The organism is Bacillus sp. RIT 809 (assembly GCF_016892495.1).
Classification (GTDB): Bacteria; Bacillota; Bacilli; order Bacillales; family Bacillaceae_G; genus Bacillus_A; species Bacillus_A cereus_U.
In genome coordinates this window covers 61,639-78,461 of the sequence record NZ_JAFEMR010000002.1, presented here as the reverse complement: position 1 = coordinate 78,461, position 16,823 = coordinate 61,639, and the positions used below count along the sequence as shown (strand labels likewise).

Genomic DNA, 16,823 nt, shown 5'->3' with positions numbered 1-16,823 from the left:
GTTAAAAAAACACATTTAACGAATATTCAATCTTTCTTTCAATTGTTTTAAATAACGAGATCGTATAATTAAGAAGTATACAACTTGAATACTTACAAAAATACTTAATACAATTGTATTTTCTTTAAACAGTGAGTACTCAAACATCTGTCCTAACGCAGTTAATGCTACTGCCCCGTGTAATGTTGCAACTCCAACTGGAACGAAGAATAAAAGCGCTAAGCGGATTGTGACTACTTTCGATAATTCGCCTCTCGTCAATCCAACTTTTCGAATCATTTCAAATAAACGAGTATCGTCCTCCAAATCAGAAAATAAGCGGAAGTAAAGGAAGCTTCCTGCACAAACGAAAAATACAATACCAATAAAGAAACCTACAAATAAAATGGGTCCTGCGATTTGTAAACTTTGATTTTGATCGTACTCTTCTGCACTAAACGTTGCATGTTCTTGATAAGGCTTAATCTGATTCGTAAGCTCTTTACCAACCTCAATTTCATCTTTCGTTCCTTTTGTTTTATACATATAATCTTTTTCTTCTTTAAATCCATCTTGTAATGAATCATATTGATTTTTAGAGATTACATACACATTACCCATAAGTATTTTACTTAGTGAAGAATCATTAACTTTTTTCACATTTAAGGGCTCATTGGCATTTTGGAAAGAAATTTCTTTTCTTTCCTTTATCGGTGGCCCTGGTATTTCTACTGATAGAAATAAGGCTTCTTTGTCTGATAAAGTATTGAACGGTTCCCCCGTTAACTTCGCATACTCCTTATAATCTGATTCTTTTATAAAACTGGCGTTTCTTAACGACTGCTCCTCCGTTGTCTTCGATGAAATATTTATTTTTGAAGCTGCTATATTATGTTTCTTTAATCCTTCGTCAATAATCTTCAGATGCTGTGACTCATTGCTATTACCTTGCTTAGAATGATAGTGAAACGCAATTGGTCTGTCCATAATTTCTTTCGTCATCGAAGCAAACCCAACCAATGTACCTATTGCTGAAAATGCTACTGTTGAAATAATTGTTACAATAAAGAACATCCTTGCATTATCTCTCATACGGTATGCTAAATCTGACAACGTAATAATATTTGTCTGTGTCCAATAGAAACGTTTACTTTTTTTACATAATCGAATAATAAAGACGCTCAACTGCTTGTACAGCAAATACGTACCGATAGTGACTACCGTTGTAACAGGAATCATCATAATAAATACCATTGCACCATGTGACATAAGAGCGCCTGCATAACCAGCACTAAGCAATACTACTGCTAATATAGAAGAAATAATTGATGCTTTCGGTTCTGGCTTCGCCTCTGCTGATCCTCTAAACAATTTCATAATTTTATTTTTACGAACCATTCCGGCACTAAATAAGGAAATGATAATAAATAATATGAAAAACATAATACTCGTTACAACTATCGCTTTCATCGGTATGTAATAGGATAAGGAAATATCTAGTTTTAATATCATTGGGGCTACAAAAATTAGTACTCCTGAAAACAGCATACCTGAAAGAATCCCGAAAATAATTGCCCCTATTCCAATCATGATATTTTCAAAGAAGATAAGACGCTTTAATTGATATTTCGTCATTCCAAGCATCATTAATATCCCTAGCTCACGTTTTCTCGTTTTTAAAAACATTCCCATTGAATATAAAATAAAGAAGAATGTAAATAAGTAAATAATAGACTGTGCAAAAGACATACTTACGAATACGTACTGTCCTAATTCTCCCGCACTTAATGCCGGATGGAACGCAAAAAATGAATACACAAAAAAGGCCATAATGGCAAATGCACTACTCAAAAAATAAGCTGAGTATGTTCGTCTATTTCGCGTTACATTTCGAAATGCGAGTTCTCTAATGTTCATACTACTTCTCCGCCCTTCTACTAACTATGCTCTTATATTAGTAAAGTACGGAAATACCTTCCATCGATTCAAATGACAAAAACCTTACATTATTGAAAGGTTTAAAAAAATTGCTTATACAAAACAATTTATTTATAATAACTTCATTCATATTCATACACGCATTCTATTGTATATTCGTTAGTTTTGCGAAATAATAAAGGATAGAAGTATGTTCCAATATACATATAAACTTATTTACCGCTTTAATATGAATAGGAGGAAAACATAATGACATTACAAGAACAAATTATGAAAGCATTACATGTTCAACCTGTAATTGATCCGAAAGTAGAAATTCGTAAACGAATTGATTTCTTAAAGGATTATGTAAGAAAAACAGGTGCTAAAGGATTTGTACTTGGAATTAGCGGCGGACAAGACTCTACACTTGCAGGACGTTTAGCGCAGCTTGCAGTCGAAGAAGTTCGTAATGAAGGTGGTAACGCAACATTTATCTCCGTACGTCTTCCGTACAAAGTACAAAAAGATGAAGATGATGCGCAATTAGCATTACAATTTATTCAAGCTGATCAATCTGTTGCTTTTGATATCGCTTCAACTGTTGATTCCTTCTCAAATCAATATGAAAACTTATTAGGTGAATCATTAACAGATTTCAATAAAGGAAACGTAAAAGCACGTATTCGCATGGTTACACAATATGCAATCGGCGGACAACAAGGATTACTTGTTATCGGAACTGATCACGCGGCTGAAGCTGTAACAGGATTCTTTACAAAATTCGGAGATGGCGGTGCAGATTTATTACCATTAACAGGTTTAACGAAGCGCCAAGGACGTGCTTTATTACAAGAGTTAGGTGCAGACGAGCGACTTTACTTAAAAATGCCAACAGCTGATTTATTAGATGAAAAACCAGGTCAAGCTGATGAAACAGAATTAGGTATTACTTACGATCAATTAGATGACTATTTAGAAGGTAAATCCGTTCCAGCTGACGTTGCTGAAAAAATCGAGAAGCGTTACAAAGTGAGTGAACATAAAAGACAAGTCCCAGCATCTATGTTTGATGATTGGTGGAAATAGAACATAAAAAAGAAGCTAATCTCATTTAGCTTCTTTTTTATACGTTAACGATATACCCCTACTCTTTTCTCTAATAAATCCTGCAAACAATCTTCATGTTGTTTATTAAACAATGGCGGCATTTTGTCTAAAGGGAAAAACTGCAAATCTAACGTTTCATCACCGTCTATTTTTTTGTTCCCTCCAACGATTGAAAACCTAAAGAATATTACAATTGCCTGTGCCTGATCTCCATTCGGATATGTTTGAAAATATTTCGTATACACACCAATGAGCTCATCAATTTCCACATCATATCCTGTTTCTTCTTTAATTTCTCGGATCGCAGTTTCTGCAGCAGACTCCCCAATTTCCATTGCACCGCCCGGAAATCCCCAAGCATTAAAGTCTCCTCTTTTTTGCAGAAGCACTTCACCAAATTCATTAAATACACAACCACCTGCAAAATTCAAAATAACATAATCATGCCCTATTTTTTCACGTAATTCCTTTATATAATTCGCCATCTGCTTCTCCTTTTTATCCATCTTCCATCATTCTTTTTTATCTTTTTCAAGCAATTCAATAATCCGATCTAACTTCTGATTCATATTGATCACGTGTTGTTTTTTCATAGTGTTGTTTTGCAATAATCTTTTAATAAACAGAGTAAATGATAAAAAAAACAAAACGATAAGCCCGATTACTAGACAAAAATATATCAATGCATATATATTATTTTCGAACAAATTCATTCAGCTATCACATCCTCTATTTAGAATCAAACGCAAAAAGAGCACCTTTTAAAGATGCTCTTTTTCATTAATACGTAAATGTAATTGTCGCTAATGAATAACCTGTCATTGCACTATATGGCGCAACTTGATAAGATACACGCTTTGCACCTTTTGGCCAAGTTACTTCATTTAATACTTTCTTTATATCTTGCATCGTTCCATCCATTGACTGCTTATATCGTACTTCTACTTTTTCTGGCTTGGAAGCAAATTGTTGCTGTAATTTTTTCTTAAACTCATTGTAATTTTCCGCTCCATATTGTGCAGATAAATACTTTAAATTTGTTTCTTTTAACATTTGTTCATATACAGCAGTTTTTGAACTACCGGCTTTTATTTTGCTTGTTAATTCACCAAAGTAACTTGTAGTTGCCGCTGGATATTTACTACGATCCCATTCATGGTCTTTGCTTAATTGGTCATCAGACATATTAAAATATGAATATGTTACGCGCCCAGCTTTATCTGGCACCGGATCATCGAATGTAGTATCAAGGTGGTACCACTTGTTATCAATGTTCACTAAATTCCATGCATGAGCTTGTCCATTCCCTGTACCTGTTACAATATGATTTTGAATACCTGCTTCTTTTAGTAATTGATATGTTAACAATGTATATCCTTGGCAAACGGCAGAACGATTCGCTAACGCTTCATACGCTGTATATGCTTGATAAGACGTATCATATGATACTTGTTTCACAACATAATCATGAATAGCTTTCACTTTTTCATGTTCATCCATGCCTTGTTTAATGATAGAATTTACAATTGCTTTCGCCTGAGACTTTACATACTGTGTTTGCTCTTTTGATTCACGATACTTCACTTGTAATGTAAATGTATAACTCCCAGGCATCCCTTTTATAGAATATTTAGTAGACGCTACATTATATTTTACATACTCATCAGCATCTACAATTTTATTATATTCTTTGTATAATTGGTCCATAACATCTCTAGCATTTCTATCTTTTGTTTTATATGCGATTGTAATATTTTCATCTCGATTATCAATATGTTTTTTTAATTCTTTTCGAAAATCATTTAATAATTTAGCATCTGATTGTGTAGTAACTACAGTCGATTTCGTAGCTGCGTAAGATACAGACGACGCGTGTAAGCCACCCATTACAATTGTTGAACAAAGCAGGGCAACTGTCACATACTTATTTGGCTTTCTCATCTTGTCACTCCTTACATTCTATAACTATACGAAAAAGTATCGTATAGTTTCAGAGTATACAATACTTTTCAAAATAGGTCATATGAGATTATGCATATTTAACATTGTAAAAAGGTTGTTCTTTTTACAAGAACAACCTTCTTCATTAACAAGTTTGTAATACACAGCATGTATTTTCAAACTGGCGATTTTTCAAGTCTTCATTTCCAATACAGAAATAAAGCATCCCTAAATCTCCCCACATCATATTACAATTTTTAGTATCTGAATCAATTTGGAATAAGAGCGTCATATGCTGTGGATCTATCCCCATATATTGTCCAGTCTCATACAATACCTCATCTTGTACAGAGAATGGTTCTCCAAACATTTGATGATTATCATAGTTGTCTGGGATTAGCTCTTCAAGTAATTGCAAGAAACGATCTGAATCCGCCTCATCTTCAATGAAAAGCTCAGGTAATTTATACGTCAGTTCAAATGAAATTGCACATTGATTAAATTCCCCCTGAACTTCATCTGCTCTACGTAATTTCTCTACAGGGATATCATAATAAAGTACACGTCCAACTTTGGTTGGATCCACATCTTCTTCAAAGTAATTTTCAATACTAAAGAAATATAACATCCCTGTCTTAGGAAGATTGTGATCCATACCAACGTTTTGTAAATCACTTAAATTAAACTGTGCGATAAAACGTAACGGATTCTCTTTGTATGTTGGATATTCAAATGTATCCGGCAAATCAGGAACTCCGCCCATTTTTGAACTACCTATCGCAATTGTTTCCTGTTGTTTTGGCACAACTTTTACACAAGGAAATACAGTATTAATAAGCTCCTCTTTTAAATGTGTCAGTCCATATTTATCAATTAACACTTCAATTTTTTTATCCATAAATTCTCCTTACATTTACATACTTATTTGTATCATAGCACAAAGATTATACTCCATTCATTGTAAATTCAACAAGCTCAAGAAAAAACGGGCTCTTCCCTCGTACGCGAACAAGTTTAAAAGAGCATAGTATACATTGTTCCTACAAACATGATATCTCATAATTTCTTACAGTATACTTTCCCTCGTTCATTTTCACTTTCAATATAAGGAGGAATTCCACATGGGTTACGGATATAGTTGTGGTGGTTACGGCGGTGGTTACGGTTACGGCGGTAGTTGCGGTGGATGTGGTTATGGAGGTTTCGCTTTATTAATCGTTTTATTTATCCTTCTAATCATCATCGGAGCTAGCTGTTGGGGCGGCGGATTCGGCTGCTAGTAAACTTAAAAACTATTGTAAAAAAGCGCGTACAATACGTGCTTTTTTGCCATTTTCAAATTTTCCATCTGAAAGGAAGTATGTTTAATGAAGATTGATGGTGTTTTCGAGGGAGGCGGTGTACGCGGAATTGCTCATGTAGGGGCAATTTGCGCATTAGCTGAAAAAGGCTATGAATGGGAGCGTGTTGCAGGGACATCAGCTGGTGCTATTATCGCAGCGCTTTTAGCAGCAGGATACTCCTGTTCCGAATTAAAAACGATTGTAACTGACATTGATTATGAAAAATTCACTAAAAAAACTTTTCTTGATAGAATCCCCTTTATTGGTAAAGGATTAAGCGCTTGGTCTACTCTAGGCATTTATTCAAATGTATTTCTCGAAGAATGGCTAGAGGACCTGCTTCGAAAAAAAGGAATTCATTTATTTACAGACTTACCCGATTTGAATAAACTCAAAATTATTGCTTCAGATATAAGCAATGGTAAAATGGTTATTTTTCCCGATGACTTGCCAAACTATGGATTTTTAAATTATCGCTTCCCTATCGCTAAAGCAGTTAGAATGAGTGGAACCATTCCTTTCTTCTTCGAACCAGTGAAATGGAGAACACCGAAATGGAAACAACCTTGTTATATGGTTGACGGCGGTATTTTAAGTAATTATCCAATTTGGATTTTCGATTCACCGACTTCTCCTCGCTGGCCTACCTTTGGATTTCATTTTGTAAAAGATGAGATTCAAGCTGATCCCGCCCACTATGAAGAACCTATTTCCATGTTCAAAGGACTATTTAAAACGATGATGCAAGCTCATGATTTACGTCATTTAGATAAAGAATCGAAGGCTAGAACTATTACAATTCCAACGGGAACCATTACAAGTACTAATTTTCAATTAACTAAAGAAGAGAAAGAATGGCTCTATAACTCTGGTTATAATGCCGCTAATAAGTTTTTACAATCTTGGAACTTCAGGCAATATGTTGATGAATATAGAGACGGAAATCAGGATCGAAAAACAAATCGGTATTTCCGTCAACTTGACTCATAATTATATTATTTTCCCTATCACACTTTAATAGTAAATAAGCCTAATAATATAGTACATTATTAGGCTTATTTACTTCTTATGTACTCTCCCATTATTTAAGGATAAGTTAGCCCTTCTGCTTCTTCTGCGGTAATTACTATGTAACGATTTCCAGTTCTTAACCCTAATAATTCTGCTTTTTCAATTGCATCCTGTTTTGTTTCCGCATAAGCAGCTAAATATTTATCTCCATCAATCATTTGGCAAATCACATATTGTTTCATGGTTTTCTCCTTTTACCCTTTAATTAATTGCGCGATCTTTTTTATTCCAACTTCAATTTCTTCTATAGTTGCATAGGAATAAGAAAGACGTAAAAATTGGTTAGCACTTCTATCATACAAAGTGCCTGGGTTTAATAACACCTTTTCTTGCAAAGCTTTGTCAAATAAACTACGATTCGAAATTGGTAGATTTATATGTAGCCAAATGTAAAAGCTTCCTACTGGCTCATGCCAAGTTGCAATGCCACTACAATACTTTTCTAACATACTTGTCATAAAATCTCTACGTTTTTTCAATTCACTTCTTACAAACTGTAAATGTTCATCATACAATCCATTTTCAAACCACTCCGCTGCAATCTGCTGGGATATAGAACTTGAACCATAATCAGTTTGCATTTTTATATCTGCTAATCTTTGAATAACGGATTCTGATCCAACAACCCATCCAATTCTTAAACCAGGACTAATGACTTTGGACATACTTCCAATATGTAGCACGATACCATTTTTATCATATGCCTTTAAAGGCTTTGAAACTGGTGCATCGAACCATAAATCTTGATATACCGCGTCCTCAATAATAGGCAATCCAATTTCATTACATATCTCCATCACTTCTTCCCTCTTCTTAGCGTTCATACTAAAATTGGTCGGATTATGAAAAGATGGGATTGTATATAAAATAGATGCGTTAAATTGTTTCTTATATTTTGTAATATATGAAGTATTTATACCATTCTCATTCATTGGTATTCCAATCAAGCGCATTCCTGCTGATTGAAATACATTAAGCGAATATAAATATGATGGTTTTTCTAATAAAATTGACGCTCCTTTCGGAAGAAGACCCATAGAAATAAGTTGCAGTGCTTGAATTGCCCCCGAAACAATTAAAATAGAGTCAGGAGATACATATACCCCATGCCCTTTTAAATATTCCGCAATTTTTTTTCTTAAATGGAGATTTCCTTTCGGTTCCTCATACCCAAGTGTAACATTGGATTGTGAAATTTTACTAATAATACCCTTCATCTTTTTCTCAGGCAAGAGACTCGGTGAAAGTTCACCTGTTCCTAATCGAATTACATTGGGAGTAAATTCAGCTTGATTAATCTCTTGTACAGCAGGAAGATTCGGATAATGAAGTCCTGTTTCTACATAAGACTGCCAGTTTGGAGGCGGGGCATATGTAGAAGTACTCTCACTATTATTTATAACAATTGTTCCCTTCCGGCCATTCCCCTCAATATACCCTTTTGCTACTAATTCATCGAAAGCCATTACAATTGTACTTCGATTCACTTCAAACGTATGCGCCAAATCTCTTTGTGAAGGTAATTTAGTTCCAACTGTCCATTCCCCATGAACAATTCTTTCTTTTATATAAGATTCTATTTGTTTATATAAAGGAATAGACGAAGACATATTAGGTTTCCAAACGAGCCTTTCCACTATATCACCTCACATACTTTATGGTTGGTAACCTATCCAACCATATGGATGGATACAAATTTTCATTTCTTCTATACAATATACACTATCATAACTAATCACATTAAGTAGGAGGTAATATGATGAGTGAAGCAATTATTCACGGTATCATCCTTGCATTTGGTCTTATCATTCCATTAGGTGTCCAAAATGTTTTCGTTTTTAATCAAGGCGCGAGTCAACCAAATATTTGGCGAGCTGCTCCTGTAGTCTTGACTGCATCTATATGTGATACATTATTAATATTAATTGCTGTACAAGGTGTATCCCTTGTACTCCTTACTTTTTCTTGGTTAACAACCACTCTGTATATGATTGGATTTTTCTTTCTTATGTATATGGGCTGGGTTATTTGGAGAAGCGATCCTTCAAATGATGTAAAGCAAGAAAAAAGCATGCCTTTAAAAAATCAAATTATTTTCACCGCATCGGTTTCATTACTAAATCCACACGCAATTTTAGATACAATTGGTGTAATCGGAACAAACTCTATACAGTACATAGGAAGTGAGAAATGGGCTTTCACTTTTGCAACAATTATAGTTTCTTGGATTTGGTTTATTAGTTTAGCTTTTGCTGGAAAATTTCTAAAAGGATTAGACTCGACAGGAAAAACGATTACAGTATTAAATAAATTTTCAGGGCTAATCATATGGGGAGTCGCACTTTATATGTTAAAACAAGTTATTTTTCCTAACTAATTAAAGAGAATTGCATGTTGTGTAATTAACATGCAATTCTCTTTCGGATTATGACGTTGGTTCCGGCTTCTGTTTTACCATCATTGTATCTTTTGCTGGTTTAATCCAAATAATTGCTATGACCGCACCAATAGCAGCGAAGATGCTTGTTAAATAAAATACTTCATGGTCCGCCCCTTTCATAAAAAAAGAATACAGGGGTGGTCCAGCTGCTACACCGATAAATCGCATTGAACTATAAAATGACGTAACTGTCCCCCTCTGCTCTTTTTCAATCCCTTGTGTAATAAGAGCATCTAGACACGGTAACGCCATACCAATTCCTCCCCCCATAATAACGAGACAAAGAAGTAGCAAATAGATTCCTTTTAGAAATAAAGGTAAGAAGACAGATGCAGCAGCCAGTAAAAATCCAATATAGATACACTTTTTCATAATATCTTGTTTATCTCCAATTTTTTTACCAGCCATATATGAGCTAAGTGATAGTACAAGTAAAGGAATAGCGAGTACACACCCTTTCCATATACCATGAATATCGTACTTCGACTCCAGTATAGTTGACAGATAAAAAAGTATTCCGAATAAAATAAGCATAATAATTGCACCTAGTATAAAAATGGCAATTAACCATCTTCCCTTTTCTCGAAACGTAGAGATAATAGATTGAATAAATTCTTTAAGTGGTGGGACTTCTTCTTCTTCTTGTTTCTTCGCCTTTACTAGTACCAGTAATAAAACAATCGATATTACACATAAAACTGGAATCGCCCAAAATGGTAAGAACCATACAATAGCTGCAAGAGCTGATCCTAATATAGGACTCAATACTTTTCCAAATGTATTTGACGTCTCAATGATTCCTAAACCTGCACTAACCTGTTTTTCATCTTTGTATAAATCACCTACACATGGTATGACAACTGGCATAGCACCCGCAGCACCTATCCCTTGAATTGCTCTTCCGATAAGAATCCAAACGTAAGGGTTATCAACTTTCCATGATACCCAGCCCGTTATCGCTCCTCCAATAGCTGCAATTAATAAACTTGGAACCATTACCATCTTTCGTCCCCATCTATCTGATAAATAACCAGCAATCGGTATAAGTATAATTGCAATGATAGAATAAATTGTAATAATCATGGATACCTGGAAAGATGAAATATGTAATTTCTTTTCAATGGTTGGCAGGATTGGAATAAGCATTGAATTACCTAACGTCATAACAAGTGGAACTGATGCAAGTGCAATTAAACAACAGTTTTCTTTTTTTAACATGTTGATTTCGGAACCTTTCATCATATATTTCTTACCATGTAATAGCCCTGCTGGAAATTATGTTTACATTCCACCAGGGCTATTTCATCTTTACTACTTTCCATTTACAACAAAAGAAATTGGGTAAAATATAGCATTACTCCTATTCTTTGAATCCTGTTCACAATATATCCATACCAATTAATTGAAAATAAAAAAGAAAGGAAGAATCCTTCCTTTCTCCTATAACCTTCTACATTTAGCGAGTATATCCGCCACCAAGCTGTTGTTCTGCCATCGCTACAAGGCGCTTTGTAATTTCACCGCCTACAGAACCGTTTGCACGTGAAGAAGTATCAGCCCCAAGCTGTACACCAAACTCTTGTGCAATTTCATATTTCATTTGATCTAGAGCTGCTTGTGCTCCATGTGATGCTAATTGATTAGCGTTACGATTTCTAGCCATTACCGATCACCTCCTTATATATATTAAATTGTACCAAATCCGAAATTAAATACATGGTAATTTTTGGTTATTTATTCCATAAAAAAAGAGTCTCTTAAACAAGACTCTTACATCATTTCATCTTATGAGGTTACTACTTCTAATTTTCTACTTGTTAATGCTCTCATTTCTTCTTTCAATATATCTTTCGCATTATGCCCAAACCATTCAAGCGAAGCAAAATGATTAGTATCTCTCACTTCCCGGATGATTTCATCATAATTTACTATACCTTCAAATAATGGGACCATTCCTATACGACTTCCAGCAGCGGCATATACATTATTTGGTTCAAACACGTGTAAATACTCCGCTGATGATATATTCTTAAAATGGTAATGTTGTATCCACGGCTTTAGTCGCTGGAAACTATCTATCGGGTCTGCACCAGACTCCCATATATGAAGAAAATCAAGGTTTATTTTTAAATATGGATGATTTACTTCTTCTAACAATTTCAAAGTAGACGGTAAAGTATCCGTTAACGTATTTGGATGTGTTTCTAATAGTATATACATATTGTGCTGAGCAAATAAATCACAAATCATGCGAATTCGCTTCACATACTCTTTTCTCTCTTGTTCCAAGAAATCCTCACTACCTTTTTGCCCAGCAAACGTACGAATTTTATTTGTATTAAACCAATTAGCTAGTGTTACCAACTGTTCACATTTTTCCATCGTTTTTTGAAAATCTGCTAATAATGATATGTCCAAGTAATCACTTATCATCGTAACTTCTAAATTTTTATCCTTTAAATAATCTATTTCTCGTTCTGTCGTTTCACGCTCTTGTATATATAAATTTTGTGCATGGGTCCCCCACAACTCAATTCCTTCAAAATCGTTTTCGTATGCAAATTGAACAATATCAGTAAATGAAATTAGTTGATGGCGAAATGAAATTGTACATAGCGAATATTTCATTGGTTTGAACTCCCTTATCTTATATTCAATGAACTTGTATTAGTTAAGACAGACTGACTTGTTATCATGTCTTTCCATGACAGAAACTGTTTCTCTAATTCATCCTTAATCTGCAGTTCAATTGTATTCATTTCATTAAGCTTCTCAACAATTGGGATTAACATATCTTTATCGTTTGTCATTACCATTTTGATTGCGCGGTACTGTACATTTGTAAATCCTTGTACAATGTCTTCCACTCGATCACACCAATAATCAAATTCTTGCTCCGAATATTGTAGAGTTTCACGGAAGTATGCAAAGGCATGTTCATAGCTATATTTACGTATTGCCAATACGGGTATTTGCTTTACTGCCGTTACGAGCCTGGAAAGTGAATACCCATCCTCTTCATTTACCATTTTTATTATTAAATTTTTTAATTCCATAGTTAGTTTGTTATCATTCTTTTTGAATGTTTCCATGAAATAACTTTCTACCATCTCTTGTGTTGGCTCCTGAATTCCTTCTATATCAATGAAATAACCTCCACCAAATGGGTTATCTTTAACAGAATGGAGCACTTTTTCTCTTTCCATATTCCCTTCCCAGCGAAAATCAGGATCAAGCATGAACCATTCATCTTCTTTCTCTGTCTTCGATATCATTAAGTAATGCGGAAACGGTTTTTGATGAAACTTATTTTCTCTCTCAGGCAATAAAGACATATCAACCATTACAATTACGTAACGATTTTCCGACTTATTTTCTACTAATTCTAAAAATGTTTCTACATTGCTACTTTTATCTTTTGAATGATCGTACCATTCGTTCACTTTAATACCATACAATTTTTCATACCAGAGTAAGTAGTTATCATGGTTAATGTTTTCGGAATGATAAGAAATAACCCCGCCTTCTGTTATATCAAAATCTCCATCCCATAATCCGAAATAAAATGGACGGAAATCTATATCGCTACGCCTTTTTATAATTTCACAAAAACAACTCACTAAACAGTGAACTTTAATTGAAGTCATACTCTCATCCACTTTCCTAAAAGGTTAGTTATTCATATTTACTTCGTGTAACGGCTGCAACTCTTCCATAAAGTCAAGCAAAGATCCTACAGTAAGAAACGCCTTTGGGTCTATCTCATCCTCTGGAACGCATAGCTTTAAATCCATTTCTATGTATACTATAAGCTGTAACATCATTACCGAATCTATATATAAATCTTGATTTAAACGCATCGTTTCTTCTAAATGCGTTACATTTTTCAGTTCCATTTTTTCTCTCATAATGCTTAAAACTGCTTCTTTTAACATTTCACGACTCATGTTGTTATCTCTCCCATCTCTAATAACTTACGACTTACTTTCCCTGTTTTATTTTTCGGAATCTCTGCTACATTTTCAATTTCATGCGGTACTTTATAAAACGGTAAATGCTGTATGCACCATTCTCTTATTTGTACTGGTTCAATACGAGAGACTACTTTCGCTTTTACAATTTCCCCCATCACAGGATGCTTGCCGCGGTATACAATCGCCTCCTGAATACCTTCTAATCGAAGCATCGTTTCTTCCACTTCTATAGGAAAGACCTTTAGACCGGACACATTAATAACATCATCTATTCGCCCCATGAAATGAAGGCCTTGCTCAGATTTATACCCTAAATCTTTCGTATAAATATCCTTTCCAGCAATTTTCACTACGATTTCTTCAGGTTCATCTTCATTTGAACCTATGTTAATACTTACATGAGAAAGTGGCTTCCCTAAGTCTAAATGTGTCTTCATATCATGACATATACTAATGCAACCAGCTTCAGAACAGCCGTACTGCTGCATCATATATTTCGTCATGCCTTTTAACTTATAAAATAGCGGTTCTGGCAATGGTGATCCTGATGTCATAATTTTATGAAACTGAAAAGTCCCTTGTGGAAAACTCCCCATAATATGTAGCATAAGTGGTACTGTATATATGATATATTTTTCGGTATTACGAACTATATTTAATGCGAATTTAGGGTTTTTATTAGTAATGATTATAGGCTTGCTACCTCTCGTAATTGCTGATAACGTGCCACAAATTAATCCGTATGAATGTGAAACTGGGGCCATTACAATTGGCACTTCGTCTTCTTCACATTTTAAAGCTTCATTGTAAGCAGCAATTTCCGTTTCAATTTCCGTCCATGCTCTACGAATTAGTTTTGGTTCTCCTGTTGTGCCTGAACTATATTGCAATAAAGACGGTTCTTCTTGTAATAGATTTGGAACTTCTAATTTTGTAAAGTCGTTACTTTCTCCGTATAAAAGTGTAGTACACTTTGCACGCTTTGCCATTTCAATAGCTGTATCCTTTGGCGTATCTTCATGAATAAGTAGCACAGATGCTCTTTTTTCTTTTAGGAAAAACACAAGCGTAATAATATCGAATGGATCTTTCAGACAAAGTGCAAATCTATTTCCTTCTGCTTCTTGAAATTGTTCCACTCCCTCGTAACCTTGTAATCTCAATTCAAAATCATTTTTGCTAAATTCTTGTTTATTAACGATTAGCATGATTTCCCCCTGTAACAACTGATTTTTGTATTGTAAGTTGCTTTGCTCTATACAACGGATTTGGAACTTCATGAACAAGTGATTCCACATCCATATATAAGCGCCGCTTCGTTAATTGCTCTGCATGAAATGTAGGTGCATATAATTGTAATGCTTCAAAACGTTCTTTCAAATGTGAAAATCTTTCAAAATGATCTTCTACTTCTTCAACAAGAATGATCCAAAATTGTTCCTCTTGCAATTGATACTCATCCGCCAGCACGAAAGCCAGTTCACCTAGATTGAACAGGAAAAGCGCATCTAAAACCATTTCTTGTAAACATTCAATACGGTCCATTTCAAAGAAATCATTTATTTGACCATTCGTATATGTTTTATGCATTTTAGTAAAGTCAGGACATTTTCCGAGTTCTTTCAAAAATGGACGATAAAACTCCAGTCCTTCATGAAAATCTTTTAGTGCAATACGGACTGGTTTTCCTTCTTCATGAACTAAAATCATGTTTTGTCCATGTGATTCTAATGCGATTCCATGCTCTACAACGAGGTGTACAACTGGGAGAATTGCCTTTCGAATAAGTAATCTTAACCAGCTTTCTACTCCATATCTCTTTAACCACAAATCAATAATTGGTGTCCCATCTTTTCCCTTGGCATATAAACCGTTAAATGGGATTGCCTCTTCTTTCTTATTTAAATATTTGTGAACGCTTTCGCGCCAAATACATCCTAATGAGCCATATGTAGCTTTTTTATTCGCATCGTACGTAACACTCGAAAATTCATTTAACAAAATTAAACGCGATTCATCCCTTAAATAAGGATCATGATCTACTATATCTTTTAACCAATTCGATATAGCAGGTGCACTCACAACCGAATGTGGTTTTAATGTACGGATAGTTGAAGTATTGAGTAAATTCATTGATAACTTTACATATGGTTTCGCTCGGTTCGTAACATTTCTTAATGTCCGCATCGACTGTTGCGCGCAATAATCATCCTCTGATTTCCCTAAATAAATAATATATTTATCCTGTATATGGTCAGTATAATTCGGAATAATGAAGTTCTCCCACTGCCAAGGATGAACAGGTATAAACATATACTTCTTCGAATCACAGTCCATTTTTCGAATACGATCCATATACTCTTCGATTTTCTTTTCACCAAGTTCTTCTTTAAAGGTACAGTTATAACTCTCTTCACTTTCATATCCTACAGTCGTATATTTCTCATGAACTGCAATCCATATAATTTTCATTGGTTGCATAAATTCAAATCCATATTGAAAATTATCACGATATTGAAACCCGATGCGTGCTTTATAACTAGGATGATACGGGTGTCCATCTATTAAATGACTTTCAAGCGCATCATAAGATTTCGCAAGATAGTCTTCTTCACAACTTCTCTCATATTGTGCAATCGTATCTTTAAAGATTGTTTGTTCTAATTCTTGAATAAAAGAATCCAATTTCGTTCGATCAACTTGAACAATTCGAAAAATCTCCTGTAAAAATTGTGAAACTGATTGTATTTCTTCTTCCTCATCTTGAACTCTCATTATTAATGAGTCATGTAAACAAATACGCCCAAATGTCATACGTTCTTGTCCATAGCATTGGTACGTTACATTTTGATTCTTTTCATCAAGACCTTGTATAATAAAAAGTATTTGCTCTCCCTTTTGTATACGAATCGGCGTAATGATTTCTTCATAAATTAACGATTCTACTAATTGCCGGAATACTCTTCTTCTTACTGAAATGTACTCTTTTGATTGGAGTGCCTTCAATATTTTTATGTGATAAACTTCTTCTTTCATAAATCCCTCCGC

At 34.5% G+C, this 16,823-nt stretch carries 18 protein-coding genes; 4 read left to right on the top strand and 14 right to left on the bottom strand.

What is annotated here, in order from left to right:
• Window positions 1-15: 15 nt before the first annotated feature.
• Window positions 16-1,896: an FtsX-like permease family protein gene (locus JTF23_RS02685; protein ID WP_204208031.1), complete on the bottom strand. Its 1,881-nt coding sequence runs from the start codon at window positions 1,894-1,896 to the stop codon at window positions 16-18.
• 270 nt (window positions 1,897-2,166) lie between these two features.
• On the opposite strand from JTF23_RS02685, the gene nadE reads away from it, so the two are divergent.
• Window positions 2,167-2,985, top strand: coding sequence for an ammonia-dependent NAD(+) synthetase (gene nadE, locus JTF23_RS02680; protein ID WP_002158229.1), 819 nt, complete (start codon window positions 2,167-2,169; stop codon window positions 2,983-2,985).
• A 44-nt stretch (window positions 2,986-3,029) separates the two neighbouring features.
• On the opposite strand, the gene JTF23_RS02675 is transcribed toward nadE, so the two are convergent.
• The 4 genes from JTF23_RS02675 to JTF23_RS02660 form a co-directional block, all read right to left on the bottom strand.
• Window positions 3,030-3,491: an NUDIX hydrolase gene (locus JTF23_RS02675; protein ID WP_204208030.1), complete on the bottom strand. Its 462-nt coding sequence runs from the start codon at window positions 3,489-3,491 to the stop codon at window positions 3,030-3,032.
• Window positions 3,492-3,518: 27 nt separating this feature from the next.
• Window positions 3,519-3,719 (bottom strand): DUF4083 domain-containing protein, encoded by a 201-nt coding sequence (locus JTF23_RS02670; protein ID WP_204208029.1) that lies wholly within the window; start codon window positions 3,717-3,719, stop codon window positions 3,519-3,521.
• Between the two features lie 67 nt (window positions 3,720-3,786).
• A complete protein-coding gene (locus JTF23_RS02665) occupies window positions 3,787-4,947 on the bottom strand; it encodes a transglutaminase domain-containing protein (protein WP_204208028.1) in 1,161 nt (386 codons plus the stop codon).
• A gap of 145 nt (window positions 4,948-5,092) precedes the next feature.
• Window positions 5,093-5,845: a YwqG family protein gene (locus tag JTF23_RS02660; protein WP_078173208.1), complete on the bottom strand. Its 753-nt coding sequence runs from the start codon at window positions 5,843-5,845 to the stop codon at window positions 5,093-5,095.
• A gap of 223 nt (window positions 5,846-6,068) precedes the next feature.
• Between JTF23_RS02660 and JTF23_RS02655 the strand changes: the two genes are divergently transcribed.
• Together JTF23_RS02655 and JTF23_RS02650 are read left to right on the top strand one after the other, a co-directional pair.
• Entirely contained in the window at window positions 6,069-6,227 is a 159-nt protein-coding gene (locus JTF23_RS02655; RefSeq protein WP_002118476.1) for a YjcZ family sporulation protein, read from the top strand.
• A gap of 87 nt (window positions 6,228-6,314) precedes the next feature.
• The gene (locus tag JTF23_RS02650; protein WP_078173207.1) at window positions 6,315-7,280 is read left to right on the top strand and encodes a patatin-like phospholipase family protein; all 966 of its coding nucleotides are present in this window, start codon (window positions 6,315-6,317) and stop codon (window positions 7,278-7,280) included.
• Window positions 7,281-7,375: 95 nt separating this feature from the next.
• Here the strand turns inward: JTF23_RS02650 and JTF23_RS02645 are convergent, their stop codons facing one another.
• Both JTF23_RS02645 and JTF23_RS02640 read right to left on the bottom strand, forming a co-directional pair.
• Window positions 7,376-7,543: a DUF3933 family protein gene (locus JTF23_RS02645; protein WP_000816387.1), complete on the bottom strand. Its 168-nt coding sequence runs from the start codon at window positions 7,541-7,543 to the stop codon at window positions 7,376-7,378.
• 12 nt (window positions 7,544-7,555) lie between these two features.
• Window positions 7,556-8,998, bottom strand: a complete 1,443-nt coding sequence (locus JTF23_RS02640; RefSeq protein ID WP_204208027.1) for an aminotransferase-like domain-containing protein — start codon at window positions 8,996-8,998, stop codon at window positions 7,556-7,558.
• A 122-nt stretch (window positions 8,999-9,120) separates the two neighbouring features.
• Here JTF23_RS02640 and JTF23_RS02635 point away from each other — a divergent pair, with 122 nt between their 5' ends.
• Window positions 9,121-9,738 carry a LysE/ArgO family amino acid transporter gene (locus JTF23_RS02635; RefSeq protein WP_016104587.1) on the top strand — a complete coding sequence of 206 codons (618 nt, stop codon included), beginning with the start codon at window positions 9,121-9,123 and terminating at the stop codon, window positions 9,736-9,738.
• A gap of 48 nt (window positions 9,739-9,786) precedes the next feature.
• On the opposite strand, the gene bcbE is transcribed toward JTF23_RS02635, so the two are convergent.
• From bcbE to JTF23_RS02600, 7 genes are all read right to left on the bottom strand, one after another.
• Window positions 9,787-11,040 carry a bacillibactin exporter BcbE gene (gene bcbE / locus JTF23_RS02630; RefSeq protein WP_078181410.1) on the bottom strand — a complete coding sequence of 418 codons (1,254 nt, stop codon included), beginning with the start codon at window positions 11,038-11,040 and terminating at the stop codon, window positions 9,787-9,789.
• Window positions 11,041-11,257: 217 nt separating this feature from the next.
• Window positions 11,258-11,464, bottom strand: coding sequence for an alpha/beta-type small acid-soluble spore protein (locus JTF23_RS02625; protein WP_000113539.1), 207 nt, complete (start codon window positions 11,462-11,464; stop codon window positions 11,258-11,260).
• A gap of 122 nt (window positions 11,465-11,586) precedes the next feature.
• Window positions 11,587-12,429 carry a sugar phosphate isomerase/epimerase family protein gene (locus tag JTF23_RS02620; protein WP_002158239.1) on the bottom strand — a complete coding sequence of 281 codons (843 nt, stop codon included), beginning with the start codon at window positions 12,427-12,429 and terminating at the stop codon, window positions 11,587-11,589.
• A gap of 14 nt (window positions 12,430-12,443) precedes the next feature.
• Entirely contained in the window at window positions 12,444-13,448 is a 1,005-nt protein-coding gene (locus JTF23_RS02615; RefSeq protein ID WP_204208026.1) for a DUF6005 family protein, read from the bottom strand.
• A 24-nt stretch (window positions 13,449-13,472) separates the two neighbouring features.
• Window positions 13,473-13,748 (bottom strand): petrobactin biosynthesis protein AsbD, encoded by a 276-nt coding sequence (gene asbD, locus JTF23_RS02610; RefSeq protein ID WP_204208025.1) that lies wholly within the window; start codon window positions 13,746-13,748, stop codon window positions 13,473-13,475.
• The gene (locus JTF23_RS02605) at window positions 13,745-14,983 is read right to left on the bottom strand and encodes an AMP-binding protein (RefSeq protein ID WP_204208024.1); all 1,239 of its coding nucleotides are present in this window, start codon (window positions 14,981-14,983) and stop codon (window positions 13,745-13,747) included. Before JTF23_RS02605 ends, asbD begins: the two co-directional genes overlap by 4 nt.
• A complete protein-coding gene (locus JTF23_RS02600; protein ID WP_204208023.1) occupies window positions 14,970-16,811 on the bottom strand; it encodes an IucA/IucC family protein in 1,842 nt (613 codons plus the stop codon). The genes JTF23_RS02605 and JTF23_RS02600 overlap by 14 nt, the downstream gene beginning before the upstream one ends.
• Window positions 16,812-16,823: the final 12 nt, after the last annotated feature.